Source organism: Flavobacterium sp. (genome assembly GCF_041392085.1).
GTDB lineage: Bacteria > Bacteroidota > Bacteroidia > Flavobacteriales > Flavobacteriaceae > Flavobacterium.
Genome location: NZ_JAWKMW010000006.1, coordinates 93,452 through 109,918 on the forward strand (window position 1 = coordinate 93,452; position 16,467 = coordinate 109,918).

Consider the following 16,467-nt stretch of genomic DNA (forward strand, 5'->3'; position numbering starts at 1 on the left):
TAAATATAAAAATAATGTATCTTTGCATTTATTGAAAATCCTATGGAAAATAATAAAAATCAGGATATCGTAAAAAACGTTTTTACCAAATTTTTGGAAGAAAAAGGGCATCGCAAAACTCCTGAACGTTATGCTATTCTTCAGGAAATTTATAATAATTTGGAGCATTTTGATATTGAATCATTATATATCAAAATGAAAAACAAAAATTATCGAGTGAGTCGAGCAACTCTTTACAATACAATCGAATTGTTATTAGAATGCGGTTTAGTAAGAAGGCATCAATTTGGTCAGAATCAAGCCCATTATGAAAAATCGTATTTTGACAAACAACATGATCATATTATTATGACAGATACCGGTGAAGTTATTGAATTTTGTGACCCTAGAATTCAGCAAATAAAAAAAACAATAGAAGAAATTTTTGGTATTCATATTCACAATCATTCACTTTATTTGTATGGTAGTAAAAAAACGGACACGATAAAAAATCCGGTAGTACCATCAGAATGATAAACAAACACAAATAAATGAGGGATTCTTCCCTAAAAAAAACAACCAACAAAAAATGACTGTAGATTTATTGCTCGGCCTACAATGGGGAGATGAAGGAAAAGGAAAAATTGTAGATGTACTTACTTCAAAATATGATATTATAGCCCGCTTTCAAGGTGGACCTAATGCAGGGCATACTCTAGAATTTGACGGAATTAAACATGTATTACGGACCATTCCTTCCGGAATTTTCCATCAAAATGCCATAAATATTATCGGGAACGGAGTGGTTATGGATCCGGTGGTTTTTCAGAAAGAATTAGAAGGCTTGGAAAAATTCAATATGGATGTAAAATCTAAATTGTTGATTTCGAGAAAAGCCCATCTAATTTTACCAACACATCGTTTATTAGATGCAGCTTCTGAAGCCGCTAAAGGAAAAGCTAAAATCGGCTCAACTCTGAAAGGAATTGGACCAACCTATATGGATAAAACTGGTAGAAACGGAATTCGTATTGGCGACATTGAATTGACTGATTTTAAAGAACGCTACCGTTCTTTGGCAGACAAACACGAAGCCATGATTGCATTTTATGACGTGGATTTAGAGTACGATTTAAAAGAAATGGAAGAAGAGTTTTTTGCTTCAATTGAAATTTTAAAGTCACTCACTTTTATTGATAGTGAAGAATATTTAAACCAAGCTATAAAAGCCGGAAAATCAATTTTATGCGAAGGTGCTCAAGGTTCTTTATTAGACATTGACTTTGGTACTTATCCTTTTGTTACTTCTTCGAATACTACAGCTGCTGGTGCTTGTACCGGATTAGGTATTGCTCCTAATAAAGTAAAAGAGGTGTTTGGAATTTTTAAAGCCTATACAACTCGTGTTGGAAGCGGTCCCTTCCCTACTGAATTATTTGACGAGGATGGACAAACCATGGCCAAAGTAGGAAATGAATTTGGTTCAGTTACAGGAAGAGCAAGACGTTGTGGATGGTTAGACCTGGTTGCCTTAAAATATGCTGTGCAAGTAAACGGAGTAACTGCTTTGTATATGATGAAAAGTGACGTACTCTCTGGATTTAAAACTTTAAAAGTTTGTACTGCTTATCGTTACAAAGGTGAAGAAATAGCTCATTTTCCATACAATATCGAACCGGAAAATGTTGAACCGATTTATAAAGAGATGAAAGGATGGCAAGCCAATTTAACCGGAATGAGTTCTTATGAACAACTCCCTTCTGAATTGAAAACCTATATAGAGTTTATAGAGAATGAAGTAGGCGTACCCATCAAAGTAGTTTCTGTTGGTCCTGATCGAAAACAAACCATCATAAAATAAATAAAATCCCATCTGCTCAGTAGATGGGATTTTACATTTACAACTAACCTAAACCAATTTTTATTTTTTTGAATAATTTTTTAAAAGTGCAATTGCTTCAGTTGCTTTAGAATTCTCAGCATGATTTAACGCTGTAAAACCTCTTTCATCTTTTGCTTTAATATTTGCACCTTTTGCAAGAAGCAATTCAATAATTTCAACTTGATTGTATCGAGCAGCATACATTAACGGAGTTAATCCATTGGTTGTTTCGTTAATATCTGCACCATATTCAATAAACTTCTTTACAACATCTACTTCTCCTTTACTGATAGCAACACAAAGTGGAGTAGCATAGTATTTTGCATAAACATTTACTTCAGTTGAAGTAGTTTTAGTTGCCGGTGAAGCACTAGCTAATGTACCAAAACCCAAAAGGGCAATTCCTAAGTAAACAATTGATTTTTTCATAATGTTCGTTTTTTGATTAATGATTGATTAATTTTTGATGATTGATATAGAAATAGACGACAACAAATCCTAAAAGTTACATTTATAACTATTTATAACATTTTTTTAACATTGTAACATAAAAAAAGCCAGGCTATTGGCCTGGCTAAAGAAGTGTATAAATCAACTTATTTATTGAGATAATTTAAAACATTCTTTTCGATTCTCTCTTGAATGTTAGAAATGTCAGCTTTCACAAATTTTTCTCCGATTATATTTTCATACAATTCGATATAGCGTTCAGAGACAGTCTCAATGTAATCGTCAGTCATGTTTGGAATTTGTTGACCTTCTTTTCCCTGAAAACCATTTTCAATTAACCAACGACGAACAAACTCTTTAGAAAGTTGTTTTTGTTCTTCATTTCTATTTTGTCTTTCTTGATATCCATCAGCATAAAAATAGCGAGAAGAATCAGGAGTGTGAATCTCATCAATTAACACAATTTTACCCTCGCTTGTTTTTCCGAATTCATATTTCGTATCCACTAAAATTAATCCTCGAGATGCAGCAATTTCAGTACCGCGTTGGTATAATGCTCTTGTATATTTTTCTAAAACTAGGTAATCGTCTTCAGATACTATTCCTTGAGCTAAAATAGCCTCTCGAGAAATATCCTCATCGTGCGAACCATTAGCTGCTTTGGTAGTAGGTGTAATAATTGGATTAGGGAATTGGTCATTTTCTTTTAATCCTTCAGGCATTTCTACCCCACAAAGTAATCTTCTTCCGGCTGCATATTCTCGGGCCGCATGACCAGATAGGTAACCTCTAATGACCATTTCCACTTTAAAAGGTTCGCATAAATGCCCGATTGCAACATTAGGGTCTGGAGTGGCAATCAACCAATTAGGAACAATATCTTGTGTTAATTGCATAAATTTAGTTGCAATTTGATTAAGAATCTGTCCTTTGTAAGGAATTCCTTTTGGCAAGACAACATCAAAAGCAGATAGTCTGTCGGTAGCAATCATGACAAGAATTTTATCATTAATAGTATAAACTTCTCTGACTTTACCTCTATAGACTGATTTTTGTTTTGGAAAATTAAAATTGGTAGTTGTAATTGTGTTCATGGTTGTGTGTTGTTGTGAAGTGCAAAAATAAAAATTATAACTTACTTTTTATTTATAACACGCTTTTAAAATTCTCTAAAAAATGAATTAATAAAATATTTAAAAAGCCTTTTTCAAAAAAAGAAAAAGGCTAAATTTTGTCAAAAAATGCGAAATAATTAATCCAAGTTCTCAATACTCTTATAGGCATCAATTACTTTTTTAACCAAACGGTGACGCACAATGTCTTTATCATCAAGGTAAAGAATACCTATTCCCTCCACATCTTTTAAAATCAGAATTGCTTCTTTCAATCCTGAAATGGTTCGGCGAGGTAAATCAACTTGTCCTGGATCACCGGTGATAATGAATTTGGCGTTTTTTCCCATCCGAGTCAGAAACATTTTCATCTGAGAATGGGTAGAATTCTGAGCTTCGTCCAAAATCACAAAGGCATTATCTAAGGTTCTTCCACGCATAAATGCCAACGGAGCAATTTGAATAATGCCTTTCAGAATATAATCTTCCAACGTTTGTGGAGGTAACATATCTCGCAAAGCATCATATAATGGTTGCATATATGGATCGAGTTTTTCCTTCATATCACCGGGTAAAAAACCTAAGTTTTCCCCAGCTTCAACAGCCGGACGAGTTAAGATAATTCGCTTGACTTGTTTCTCTTTCAATGCTTTTACAGCTAACGCTACACCGGTATAAGTTTTTCCGGTTCCGGCTGGTCCAACTGCAAAAACCATATCGTTTTTGGAAACCAAATCAACCAATTTTTGTTGATTTGGAGTCATCGCTTTGATTAGCTTACCACCAATACCATGAACCAAAATTTTATCATGATCCGGCATACGTTGCTCTTCTTGCGAATTGCTTTGAATCACCCGATCAATAACATTCGTATCAATATTATTATAACGGGTAAAGTGGAGCATTAATCGGTTAAATCGATTTTCAAATTCATCTAATACTTCCTTCTCGCCGTAAGCTTTCAAGGTAGTCCCCCTAGCTATGATTTTTAGCCTTGGATAGTATTTTTTGATTGTTTCAAGATGAGTATCTTGAGCTCCCCAAAACTCTTTTGGGGCAATGTCGTGCAGTTCAATAATTCTTTCGTTCAAAAGCAACAGTTTTAAAATTAAAAAATAGTTTTTAATTAGTAGATTTGCATCACTCAAATTTAAACAAAAAACTTCGTAGGTTATACGAATAGTTATAAACAAAAGAATGTCAATAATTACGCTTACCACGGACTACGGACTCAAAGACCATTTTGTTGGTGCTTTAAAAGGTAAAATTTTATCGGAATATTCCGAAGCAAAGATTATTGACATATCTCACAACATTGACCCCTTTAATGCTGCAGAAGCAAGTTATATTATTCAAGCTGCTTATAAAAGTTTTCCTAAAGGAACTGTGCACTTAATAGGCGTTGACGCAGAACGCAATACAGAAAATGAGCATATTGCCATGCAGTGGAATGATCATTTTTTTGTGTGTGCAGACAATGGAATATTGAGTATGCTCACACAAAACATTGTTCCGCAAAAAATTGTTGCAATCAACATACATGATCGTTTGGATCAAGACGCAACAGATATGGACATTTTTAAAACTGTTGCTTGTCATTTAGCTAAAGGTGGCACACTGACTGTCATTGGCAAAGAAATTAATGCTTTAAAACAAATAACCGATTTACAACCCATAATTTCAAAAGATGGGAATTCAATTAGGGGAAATGTGATTTATATTGATCATTTTGGCAATATTGTTATCAATATTTCTAAGAAACAATTTATTGAATTAGGAAAAGGAAGACCTTACGAGATTGATATTAAGCCTAGACCGTTAAAAACAATTTTACCAAATTATTCCTCTGTAGCTGTTTCAGAAAAATTTCCTATTAAATATTATGAAGGTGAAAAATTAGCTATTTTTAACGAAGCGGGTTATTTGGAAATTGCTTTATTTAGAAGTAATGCCGCAACGGTAGGAACAGCTACAAGTTTGTTGGGAATTGGCTATCGAGATGCTATCACAATTAATTTTAAATAAAATGTTTATTCGAATTGTAAAAATGAGTTTTCATAAGGAAAATATTCCTCTATTTTTGGAAAATTTTGAATTAGTGAAAGAAAAAATACGAAATACTACAGGAAATCGTTTGTTAGAATTATATCAAGACAAAAATAATCCGGAAACTTTTTTTACCTATAGTTTTTGGGATACAGAAAAAGATTTGGAAAACTATCGCAATTCTGAATTGTTTAATGAGGTTTGGCAGTATACCAAAAAATTATTCAATGATAAACCGGAAGCTTGGAGTGTTGATAAATTAGTTTCTTTGCCTTAAGTTCGCTTAAATTGGTTTAATATTGTTCTATTGAACTTTTAAACCTTTAAACTTTTAAACAAATAAAAAATAAATGAAAGCAATTCTTCTTCGAGAAATAAAATCATTCTTTGGCTCTCCAATAGGTTATATGGTAATAGCTGTTTTTTTGATTCTAAATGGTCTTTTTTTGTGGGTTTTTGAAGGAGATTTTAATATTTTGAACAGTGGTTTTGCCGACTTAAATCCATTTTTCACATTAGCTCCTTGGATTTTAATTTTCCTTATTCCTTCCATAACGATGCGAAGTTTTTCAGACGAAAAGAAACAAGGCACAATCGAATTACTACTTACAAAACCTTTATCTGGTTGGCAAATTGTAAATGGTAAATTTTTAGGGTCATTTACTTTGATAATAATTGCTTTATTACCAACCTTAGTTTATGTTTTTGTTATTTCGAATTACGGTTCTCCTGCCGGTAGCTTTGATTTAGGAAGCACTGTTGGTTCCTATTTTGGCTTATTTTTCTTGGTTGCTGCTTACACTTCAATCGGATTATTTACTTCTACTCTATCAGAAAATCAAATTGTTGCTTTTATTATTGCTGTCTTACTCTGTTTTTTATTCTACTTTGGATTTGAGGGAGTTTCAACATTTGCCGCTTCTTTTTCAGATTTTGTAGCTTCGTTGGGAATGGATTTTCATTACAAAAGTATCAGTCGAGGTGTTATTGATACTCGCGATGTTCTCTATTTTGTTAGTGTGTCGGTTTTATTTTTGGCTGCAACTGTGTATCAACTTAAATCCCTGAAAAACGAATGAAAGTCCAAACTAAAAAAAATATACTACCCTTTTTACTGCTTTTTGCGGTAATCATTTTACTAAACATTGCAGGAAATTTCTATTTCAAACGATTTGATTTAACGCAAGATAAACGTTATACCCTGTCGGAAAGCACCGTCAATTTGATAAGAAACATTGAAGAGCCTGTTTTTATCGATGTTTTTTTAGAAGGTGATTTTCCACCAGAGTTTAAGCGTCTTCAGAATGAAACCAAACAAATTTTAGAAGAGTTCAGAAGTTATAATTCCAATTTAATCTTTCAATTTACAAACCCACTTGAGGACGAAAGTCAAGCTCAACAGTATGTTGAAGAATTAATTAGATTGGGATTTATGCCTACTAATGTCAATAGTACTAAAAAAGGGAAGAAAGAAGTAGTTCAAATTTTTCCTTGGGCCATCACCAACCAAAATGAAAGATCAGTTCGAGTTCCTCTTTTAATCAATAATTTTGGTAATTCTCCTTCAGAAAACATCAATAGCTCTGTACAATTATTAGAATATGCTTTTGCTGATGCAATTACAAAAATAACCACTGAAAAAAAGAAAAAAATTGCTGTTTTAAAAGGAAATGGTCAATTGGCAGACAAATACCAAGCCGATTTTCTGTTAAATTTGAAAGAATATTATCAACTCGGAGAATTTGATTTAGATTCATTACAAGATAATCCTCAAAAAATACTGGAAAACCTAAATAGATTTGATGCTGCCTTAATCATTAAACCCACAGATGCTTTTACAGATAGTGAAAAATACATACTCGATCAATATGTGATGAATGGTGGAAAAAGCATGTGGCTAATCGACAAAGTGGTTGCTGATATTGATTCATTGCAAAATGAAACCAACACAGCGTTAGCCTATCCAAGAGAATTGAATCTAGATGATTTATTTTTTAAATACGGAGTGCGAATCAATTACCAATTGGTTCAGGACTTACTTTCAACCCCTATTACTGCTCAATCAGCACAAGGAGATGTTCCAATAGATTGGTTATATTCACCAATCATTAAGTCGAATAACAATCATACAATTAACAAAAACATTAACCTAATAAAATTAGAATTTGCTAATACAATTGATACACTTAAAAATGGAATTAAAAAGACAATTCTTCTAAAAAGTTCTCCTCAATCTAAAGCAGTTGGTGCTCCTATTGAAATTAATTTGTATGAATTTATGGAGGAACTAAACGAAGCGTCCTTTAACAATGGTAATCAGAATATTGGGGTGCTGTTAGAAGGCAAATTTACCTCTTGTTTTAAAAATAGAATTAAACCATTTTCCATTCAAACTAACTTAGATGAAAGTAAGGGAAATAAAATGATTGTGATTGCAGACGGTGACATTGTAAACTACAATTACGTAAACAAAAAACCTCTAAATGGCGGTATAGATCAATGGACACAGCAAGTATATGGTAATAAAGAATTACTATTGAACGCCATGAATTATCTGCTGGATGATAGTGGACTTATTAACATTCGAAACAAAGAAGTTAAATTAGCTTTTCTTGATAAAGATAAAGTAGCGAATGATTACACTTTTATTCAACTGTTAACTATCGCATTACCACTTTTTTTATTGCTCCTATTCGCTATTCTATTTTCCTTTATAAGAAAAAGAAAATATGCCCATTAGATGTTAATAAATTACTTTTTTTGTTTCAATACTTACCTTTATATTTGTGGGATATAAAATTAAAACCGAAATGAAGTTTATAGTATCGAGTTCGTATTTATTAAAGCAACTACAAGTTTTAGGTAGTGTGATAAACAGTAGCAACACCCTTCCTATTTTAGATAATTTTCTTTTTCAGCTAAACAATAACAGTTTGGTAGTTTCAGCTTCAGATTTAGAAACAACTATGTCCGCAACTCTTGAGATTGACAGTAAAAGTCAAGGTAGTGTTGCAGTACCTGCCAAATTATTATTGGAAATTTTAAAAACCTTTCCAGAACAACCTCTAACGTTTACTGTAGAAGACAATAATACGATTGAAATCAGTTCAAACTCAGGAAAATATGCCTTGGCGTATGCCTCCGGTGATGAATTTCCAAAAGCAGTTGTGTTAGATGATCCGTCATCAACACTCGTTCCTGCCGAAGTATTAGCAACAGCTATTACCAAAACAATTTTTGCAGCCGGAAATGATGATTTACGCCCTGTAATGTCGGGTGTGTTCTTTCAATTTTCTCCGGAAGGATTGATTTTTGTAGCAACCGATGCTCACAAACTAGTAAAATATTCCCGAACAGACGTAAAGGCTTCAGAAGTAGCTGATTTTATAATGCCTAAAAAACCCTTAAATATATTAAAGGGGATTTTAGGAACTTCAGATAGTGAAGTGAAAATTGAATACAATGAAAGTAATGCCGTTTTCTCTTTTGATAATTATATGTTAGTTTGTAGATTAATTGATGGTAAATATCCCAATTATGAAGCTGTTATTCCTAAGGAAAACCCAAATAAATTACACATTGACAGAACACAATTCTTAAGTTCAGTTCGTCGTGTGGCTATCTTTTCGAACAAAACAACCCATCAAATCCGATTAAAAATTGCCGGAACAGAGTTAAATATTTCTGCAGAAGATATCGACTATTCAAATAAAGCAGAAGAAAGATTAACTTGTGACTATCAAGGAGATGACATGCAAATTGGATTTAACTCTCGCTTCTTAACGGAGATGTTAAACAACCTTCAATCAGATGAAATTCAATTGGAAATGTCATTGCCTAACCGTGCCGGAATTCTAACTCCTATTGACGGATTAGATGAAGGTGAGGTAATCACTATGTTGGTGATGCCGGTTATGCTAAATAATTAAACAGAAAAACAATTATACTCTACCGCAATTTCAAGAGAAATTGCGGTTTTTTTTTGCCATTCTTAAATATTACTTTTTAACTTAACTAAGTAAAATAATTTTTCTGTCAACTTCTTTAAGAAAAAGAAGATCAACCAAAATGTAGACAAGATTTGCAATCAAAATTTTGTTTCGTAAAAAATTATTATTTTGACAGAATTTGGAGCAAAATTTAAAGGTAAAAAAACCCGTATTTGAATGTAAATACGGGTTGTAAAGTATATTATTGAATCTTCTTATGTATTATGGTGTTATATATTCATAGGTTGCTTGCAAACCTAACGGAATTCCTAAAGCCCAATAAACTAAAAGGAATATCGTCCATAACACCATAAAAGCAATAGAATATGGAATCATCATAGAAACCAATGTACCAATACCAGTACTCTTAACATATTTCTGGCAATATACAACCACCAGCGGAAAATACGGCATCAAAGGTGTTACAATATTGGAAACTGAGTCTCCTACTCTATACGAAGCTTGTGTTAAATCAGGCGAAATGCCTAATTGCATCAGCATTGGTACCATAATCGGTGCCAATAATGCCCATTTAGCAGAAGCAGAACCAATAAAAAGATTTACAAAAGCCGTTAATAAAATTATACCAACTATAGTAATTTCAGGAGGCAAAGCCAAAGCTTTTAATCCGGAAGCTCCTTTAATAGCTAATAATGCTCCTAAATTTGACTTCGTAAAGGCATCAATAAACAAAGCACAGAAAAATGCCATTACTATATAATAGCTCATGCCACTCATCGATTTGGTCATACTGTCGATAATATCTTTTGATTTTGTAAAAGTGCCTGCCATCAAACCATAAACCACACCGGGAATAAGAAAAATAATAAAAATTAACGGCACAATTGAACGCATTAATGGTGCGGATAAGGCCGCTAAATCACCTGACTCTGCACGTAAAGCAGAATCTGCTGGTGCAGACCACAAAAATAAAGCCAATAAACATAGAATCATTACAAAACATGCTGTCCAAAATGCTTTCTTCTCTTTAGGCAACAATCGATCCATCGTAGGTTGTTCTTCAGTAACTTTAACAGTTACTGATTTTAAACGAGGCTCAACTATTTTATCTGTGATATACCAACCAATTAATACGATTAACAGCGTAGAAGCAGAAGTAAAAAACCAATTGTTGAGGGGGTTGAGCTCTATTACAGGATTAATTATTTGAGCTGCAGATTGTGTAAATCCTTGTAGTAAAGGATCAATACCGGAAGGCACAAAATTTGCACTAAAACCTCCTGAGACTCCAGCAAAAGCTGCCGCTATACCCGATAAAGGATGTCTACCTGCTGCATAGTAAATAACTCCTCCCAATGGTATAACCAATACATATCCGGCATCGGTTGCTGTATGAGAAACAATTGCCACCAAAATAAGCATAGGGGTTAGTAAAGCCTTAGGAGTAATACTTAACATTGATTTTAGACCCGCATTAATAAATCCGGCGTGTTCTGCCACACCAACACCTAACATCGCAACTAATACAATTCCTAATGGAGCAAAGCTGGTAAAAGTTGTAACCATATTGGATAAAAAGGCTGCTAATGATGAGCCACTTAGTAAATTAATTACTTCTATTGGAGCTTGCGAACGGGGGTCAATTACATCAAATGTAATATTGGACAAGAATGCAGAGAGGATCCAAATACCAATCATCAAACTAAAAAACAAGATAGCAGGATCTGGTAGCTTATTTCCTTTTTTTTCAATAAAGTCGAGAGCTTTGTTTACAAAACCCTTTTTTGGCTTGTTTTCTTCCATAAAATAAAAATTTATGGTACTAAAATAATACTTTTTTTTTCAGAATTCTAAATTTTGCAAACCAACAACTAAAAAAGGTTACAATAGATAACAATATATTAAGTATGATAAAAAAAATGGGGTTAGTGAAAAATGATCTACACAAAACCCCAAATAGTAATAATACAAAAATCGAAGAATTAGAATTTAATCTAATCTGTTTTCATGTATTGCCAACAAAGGGACTTGAACATGATAAGATAATTTTTGAGTAAGGCTTTGTTTAAATAATTCTTCGAAAAATCCTCTTTTGTAATTTAACATTGCCAACAAATCTACGTTATAAGAATCTACAAAATTGAGAATTGTCTGTTGAACATTTTCCTCTTCAAAAATATGGAAGACCACATTTTCTTTATTAAATAGAAATTTCCAATCTTCTATAACAACAGGATTTACATCTGTTTTTTTAGTTTTTATATACAAGCAATGTACTTTTGCTTCAAATAGCTTTGCTAACTTGAGTACTTTTTTTAAAGCTTTTAAATCTTTTTCTCTAAATCGTGTAGTAAAAACAATATTTTTTATTCCCTCATATTCTGAATTTTGAGGAACACCGATAACATAGGCATCAAGTTCTGTCATTACACTACCTGTATTAGATCCTAAAAAAGTTTCTTTTAGACCTGTAGCCCCTTTTGTCCCCATTACTACATAATCAATGTTTTCATCATTCGTAACCTTTTTAATTGTCCAAATAAGGTCACCGTGTTTTAGAATATTACTGATTTTAACGTGACTTAAATTATGTTTTTCAGCTATCTCCCGTAGCAATGGTATTTGATCTTTGAAGTTTTCAAAATTTTCTAATTCAATACTATCATATACATCTTTGAGTGTATTAGGCATACCTCCCATGTGCAATTGAGGGAGTTCATAAGCGTGTAATGTAATTAACTCTGCCTTCATTGCATCTGCTAACTTTAAAGCATACAAGAAAGCATTGTTAGACGCCTCAGAAAAATCAGTTGGAAAAAGTATACGTTTCATAATATTTAGTTTTTCAGTTGTCAATTATTAGTTGTTAATTATTGATGAACAGTCTTTATAATAATACTAATCAAAAGTACTCTCTTAAGCGTTCATTCTACAAAGTAAAGTTAGGTATATTGCAGCAATTTCTAACTGATAATTGTCAGTTATAACATTAAATTAAGATATTGATAAATTAAAAAAGGGTAATAATTTAAATCATTCTCATTTGCCAATTCTGCTATTATTACTATTTTTGATAAAATTTACTTGTATGCTTAAAGTTGGCGTTTTGGGTGCCGGTCACCTTGGAAAAATACACTTACGATTACTCAATCAATCTTCCAAATACGAATTAGTTGGCTTCTATGACGAAAATCTGGATAACGGTGCAAAAATAGCAGCCGAATTTGGCTATAAACAGTTTGATACTATCGCTAAACTTATTCATGCTGTCGACGTAATTGATATTGTTACACCTACCCTTTCACACTATAAATGTGCTAAAGTTTCAATTAAATCAGGAAAACATGTTTTTATTGAAAAACCGATTTCCACTACGGTTGAAGAAGCGGAAGAAATTATTGCTTTAGCCAAAGAATTCAATGTTAAAGGTCAAGTGGGGCATGTGGAGCGATTTAATCCGGCTTTTATTGCGGTGAAAAATCAAATTGACAACCCGATGTTTATTGAAACCCATCGTTTAGCAGAATTTAATCCGAGAGGAACAGATGTTCCGGTGGTTTTAGATTTGATGATTCACGATATAGATGCGATTTTGAGTGTGGTGAAATCGAAGGTAAAAGCGGTTCATGCCAGTGGGGTTTCAGTATTGAGTCAGTCTCCCGACATTGCGAATGCTCGAATAGAGTTTGAAAATGGTTGTGTGGCGAATGTAACTTCGAGTCGAATTTCAATGAAAAACATGCGGAAATCTCGCTTTTTTCAAAAAGATGCGTACATCTCGGTGGACTATTTAGACAAAGTGTGTGAAGTAGTAAAAATGAAAGACGCACCGGAAGTTCCGGGTGATTTTGATATGATTTTGCAAAACGCGGAAGGTGTGAAAAAACAAATTTATTTTGATAATCCTGAGGTTTCGATGAACAACGCCATTTTGGATGAATTGGAAACGTTTGCCTATGCAATCAACAACAATACAGTTCCTGTCGTTACGTTGGAAGATGGAACGGAGGCGTTGAGAGTAGCATATATGATTATTGATTCTATGAGGAAAAAATAATTTGTTTCAGGTTTCAAGTGTATGTGAACCTAAAACTTGACACGAGCCTGAAAGGCGACTAGAGAAGCAAACTTTAAACAAAAAAACTAAAAACAAATAATGAAAACAATCGCAGTAATTGGAGCAGGAACGATGGGAAATGGAATTGCCCACACCTTTGCTCAAAGCGGATTTACCGTAAAACTTATTGATATTTCTGAAAAATCGTTGGAAAAAGGAATGGCAACGATTGCTTCCAACTTGGATAGAATGGTAACGAAAGGAACGATTTCAGAAGATGATAAACACAAAACCATTTCCAATATAATCACTTATACCGACATCAAAGACGGTGTGGTGGGAACCGATTTAGTGGTGGAAGCTGCCACTGAAAACGTGGGTTTAAAAATGAATATTTTCAAACAATTGAGTGAGGTTTGTGACCATAATGTGATTTTGGCAACCAATACTTCATCCATTTCCATCACACAAATTGCTGCTCAGGTGGTTCATCCGGAACGTGTAATTGGCATGCATTTTATGAATCCGGTGCCGATTATGAAATTGGTTGAAATCATCCGTGGTTACAACACTTCGGATGAAGTGACTAAAATCATCATGGATTTATCCATAAAATTAGGCAAAACACCAACGGAAGTGAACGACTATCCCGGTTTTGTAGCGAACCGCATTTTAATGCCGATGATTAATGAATCCATCGAAACGCTTTACAATGGTGTTGCCGGTGTTCAGGAAATTGATACTGTAATGAAACTCGGAATGGCTCACCCTATGGGACCATTGCAATTAGCTGATTTTATCGGGTTGGATGTTTGTCTTTCCATCTTGAATGTCATGTACGACGGTTTCAAAAACCCAAAATATGCTCCTTGCCCACTTTTAGTGAATATGGTAATGGCCGGAAAATTAGGTGTAAAATCAGGAGAAGGATTTTATGATTATTCGGAAAGTAAGAAAGCGGAAAAAGTTTCGAAGCAGTTTATTTAATTGTTATCGGTTGTCGGTTGTCAGTTAACCGAAAACCGAGAACTGATAACCGACAACAGAAATGAGCAAAATAATCCCCTTCAAAGCTGTCCGCCCTACAGCGGATAAAGTAGGTTTAGTTACCTGTCGAAATTATGACGATTATAGTTCGGCTGAGCTGGCGGCTTGGTTGAGTTTTAATCCGTATTCATTTTTACATGTGATTCATCCGGCGTATGTTCATTCTCAAAAAATCACCTTAGATAAACGTTTTAAAGGTGTGGCTCATAAATACCAAGATTTTAAAAACGAGGGTGTTTTTGTTGAGGAAACAAAACCTGTTTTTTTTGTCTATGAAATTCAGACGAAAACCAATTCGTTTACAGGAATTGTTGCCGGAACTTCTATTGAAGATTATAAAAAAAACGTGATTAAAAAACATGAGGATACCCTACAATACAGAGTAGAATTATTTAAGGATTATTTGCATCAAACGGGATTTAATACAGAGCCCGTTTTGATTACTTATCCAGATAAAAAACAACTAACGAATTGGATTTTAAATAAAAAAAAAGAACAACCTATTTATCATTTTTCAACAACTAAAAAAGAAAGACACACCCTTTGGAAAGTTGATGCTGACAATGATATTAGCTGGCTACAAGAACAGTTTGCAAAAATTCCCGAATTATATATAGCGGACGGCCATCATCGATTAGCCTCTGCTGAATTATTGTATGATGAGTTTAAAAATACAGAAAATAAAAAGTTAAACTATTTTATGAGTTTTCTCATAGCCGAAAGTGAAGTTAAAATATACGAATTCAATAGAATTATTAGAGATTTAAATGGATTTGATGTTAAAAGTTTTCTCGCCAAGTTAGATGAGCATTTTATCATCAAAAACAAAGAACAAGAATTGTGGAGACCACAAAGTAAATTTGAATTTGGGATGTATTTGGATGGCAATTTTTACGCTTTGTTCTATAAATTAGAAAACAATAATCCTACAATTTTAGAAAATTTAGATGCCCAAATTTTGTATGATAAAGTACTTCAACCACTGCTTGGAATCGGAGATTTACGAAACGACGAACGCATCGAATACATACCGGGAAAACAATCGGTTTTAACGATAAAGGAATTAATAGACGAAGGCGAATTTGAAGTGGGTTTTATGCTTTATCCTTCGGATATTTCAGAAATAAAAGCATTGGCAGATAATAATTTGATTATGCCCCCAAAAAGCACGTATATTGAACCGAAGTTTCGAAGCGGGTTGATAGTGTATGAATTATAATACCCTAATGTGTCATTTGAAAATGAATATAGCTGACAGACTTTTGCAAATAAAATCCTCCCTTCCAGCCGACGTAACTTTAGTTGCTGTTTCCAAAACCAAACCGGTTGCAGATTTGATGGAAGCCTACAACGCCGGGCAACGCATTTTTGGTGAAAATAAAATTCAGGAAATGACGGAAAAATGGGAACAAATGCCCAAGGATATTCAATGGCACATGATTGGTCATGTTCAGACAAATAAGGTAAAATATATGATTCCCTATGTAAGTTTGATTCATGGTGTGGATAGTTTGAAATTACTGAAAGAAATTAATCGTTTGGCTGTAAAATGGCGAAGAAAAGTGGATTGTTTACTGCAAATTCACATTGCCGAAGAAGACACCAAATTTGGTTTGGATGAAATAGAATTGAATGAAATCTTGCAATCAGAAGAATTGAAAACCTTTGAAAACATTCGCATTGTCGGTTTGATGGGAATGGCTACTTTTACTGAAAATCAAGAACAAATCAAACGTGAATTTTTACATTTAAAAAACATTTTTGATCAACAAAGCCAACTGTCAACTGCCTACTGCCAACTGACCACTTTATCTATGGGCATGAGCGGCGATTACCAACTCGCTATTGAATGCGGAAGCACGATGGTTCGAATTGGAAGTAGTATCTTTGGTGTTCGATAATGTGACAATTTGAAAATGTGACAATTCGATGAAACTCTAAACT

The 16,467-nt window shown here is 33.5% G+C and carries 16 protein-coding genes; 11 read left to right on the plus strand and 5 right to left on the minus strand.

Annotated elements, in window-relative coordinates:
• Nucleotides 1-42: 42 nt before the first annotated feature.
• Both R2782_RS05225 and R2782_RS05230 read left to right on the plus strand, forming a co-directional pair.
• Nucleotides 43-513: a Fur family transcriptional regulator gene (locus tag R2782_RS05225; RefSeq protein WP_371267025.1), complete on the plus strand. Its 471-nt coding sequence runs from the start codon at nucleotides 43-45 to the stop codon at nucleotides 511-513.
• 55 nt (nucleotides 514-568) lie between these two features.
• The gene (locus R2782_RS05230; RefSeq protein WP_371267026.1) at nucleotides 569-1,840 is read left to right on the plus strand and encodes an adenylosuccinate synthase; all 1,272 of its coding nucleotides are present in this window, start codon (nucleotides 569-571) and stop codon (nucleotides 1,838-1,840) included.
• 60 nt (nucleotides 1,841-1,900) lie between these two features.
• Here the strand turns inward: R2782_RS05230 and R2782_RS05235 are convergent, their stop codons facing one another.
• The 3 genes from R2782_RS05235 to R2782_RS05245 all read right to left on the minus strand — a co-directional run bounded on the left by R2782_RS05235 (nucleotide 1,901) and on the right by R2782_RS05245 (nucleotide 4,514).
• Nucleotides 1,901-2,290 (minus strand): ankyrin repeat domain-containing protein, encoded by a 390-nt coding sequence (locus tag R2782_RS05235; RefSeq protein WP_371267027.1) that lies wholly within the window; start codon nucleotides 2,288-2,290, stop codon nucleotides 1,901-1,903.
• 167 nt (nucleotides 2,291-2,457) lie between these two features.
• Entirely contained in the window at nucleotides 2,458-3,405 is a 948-nt protein-coding gene (locus R2782_RS05240; RefSeq protein WP_371267028.1) for a phosphoribosylaminoimidazolesuccinocarboxamide synthase, read from the minus strand.
• Nucleotides 3,406-3,563: 158 nt separating this feature from the next.
• Nucleotides 3,564-4,514: a PhoH family protein gene (locus R2782_RS05245; RefSeq protein WP_371267029.1), complete on the minus strand. Its 951-nt coding sequence runs from the start codon at nucleotides 4,512-4,514 to the stop codon at nucleotides 3,564-3,566.
• Nucleotides 4,515-4,620: 106 nt separating this feature from the next.
• On the opposite strand from R2782_RS05245, the gene R2782_RS05250 reads away from it, so the two are divergent.
• The 5 genes from R2782_RS05250 to dnaN all read left to right on the plus strand — a co-directional run bounded on the left by R2782_RS05250 (nucleotide 4,621) and on the right by dnaN (nucleotide 9,398).
• Nucleotides 4,621-5,448 (plus strand): S-adenosyl-l-methionine hydroxide adenosyltransferase family protein, encoded by an 828-nt coding sequence (locus R2782_RS05250; RefSeq protein WP_371267030.1) that lies wholly within the window; start codon nucleotides 4,621-4,623, stop codon nucleotides 5,446-5,448.
• A 1-nt stretch (nucleotide 5,449) separates the two neighbouring features.
• Entirely contained in the window at nucleotides 5,450-5,746 is a 297-nt protein-coding gene (locus R2782_RS05255) for a putative quinol monooxygenase (RefSeq protein WP_371267031.1), read from the plus strand.
• 73 nt (nucleotides 5,747-5,819) lie between these two features.
• Entirely contained in the window at nucleotides 5,820-6,548 is a 729-nt protein-coding gene (gldF, locus tag R2782_RS05260) for a gliding motility-associated ABC transporter permease subunit GldF (RefSeq protein WP_371267032.1), read from the plus strand.
• A complete protein-coding gene (gldG, locus tag R2782_RS05265) occupies nucleotides 6,545-8,209 on the plus strand; it encodes a gliding motility-associated ABC transporter substrate-binding protein GldG (RefSeq protein ID WP_371267033.1) in 1,665 nt (554 codons plus the stop codon). The genes gldF and gldG overlap by 4 nt, the downstream gene beginning before the upstream one ends.
• 70 nt (nucleotides 8,210-8,279) lie before the next feature.
• Nucleotides 8,280-9,398 (plus strand): DNA polymerase III subunit beta, encoded by a 1,119-nt coding sequence (dnaN, locus tag R2782_RS05270; RefSeq protein ID WP_371267034.1) that lies wholly within the window; start codon nucleotides 8,280-8,282, stop codon nucleotides 9,396-9,398.
• A 282-nt stretch (nucleotides 9,399-9,680) separates the two neighbouring features.
• Here the strand turns inward: dnaN and R2782_RS05275 are convergent, their stop codons facing one another.
• Together R2782_RS05275 and R2782_RS05280 are read right to left on the minus strand one after the other, a co-directional pair.
• Complete coding sequence (locus R2782_RS05275) at nucleotides 9,681-11,222, minus strand: AbgT family transporter (RefSeq protein WP_371267035.1); 1,542 nt, start codon at nucleotides 11,220-11,222, stop codon at nucleotides 9,681-9,683.
• A 186-nt stretch (nucleotides 11,223-11,408) separates the two neighbouring features.
• A complete protein-coding gene (locus tag R2782_RS05280; RefSeq protein ID WP_371267036.1) occupies nucleotides 11,409-12,251 on the minus strand; it encodes a universal stress protein in 843 nt (280 codons plus the stop codon).
• A 256-nt stretch (nucleotides 12,252-12,507) separates the two neighbouring features.
• Between R2782_RS05280 and R2782_RS05285 the strand changes: the two genes are divergently transcribed.
• The 4 genes from R2782_RS05285 to R2782_RS05300 all read left to right on the plus strand — a co-directional run bounded on the left by R2782_RS05285 (nucleotide 12,508) and on the right by R2782_RS05300 (nucleotide 16,424).
• The gene (locus R2782_RS05285) at nucleotides 12,508-13,476 is read left to right on the plus strand and encodes a Gfo/Idh/MocA family protein (RefSeq protein ID WP_371267037.1); all 969 of its coding nucleotides are present in this window, start codon (nucleotides 12,508-12,510) and stop codon (nucleotides 13,474-13,476) included.
• Nucleotides 13,477-13,575: 99 nt separating this feature from the next.
• On the plus strand, nucleotides 13,576-14,463 hold the full coding sequence (locus R2782_RS05290; protein WP_371267038.1) for a 3-hydroxyacyl-CoA dehydrogenase family protein: 888 nt from the start codon (nucleotides 13,576-13,578) through the stop codon (nucleotides 14,461-14,463).
• 61 nt (nucleotides 14,464-14,524) lie between these two features.
• Nucleotides 14,525-15,742, plus strand: a complete 1,218-nt coding sequence (locus R2782_RS05295; protein ID WP_371267039.1) for a DUF1015 domain-containing protein — start codon at nucleotides 14,525-14,527, stop codon at nucleotides 15,740-15,742.
• Nucleotides 15,743-15,764: 22 nt separating this feature from the next.
• Complete coding sequence (locus R2782_RS05300) at nucleotides 15,765-16,424, plus strand: YggS family pyridoxal phosphate-dependent enzyme (RefSeq protein WP_371267040.1); 660 nt, start codon at nucleotides 15,765-15,767, stop codon at nucleotides 16,422-16,424.
• The last annotated feature ends 43 nt before the right edge of the window (nucleotides 16,425-16,467 follow it).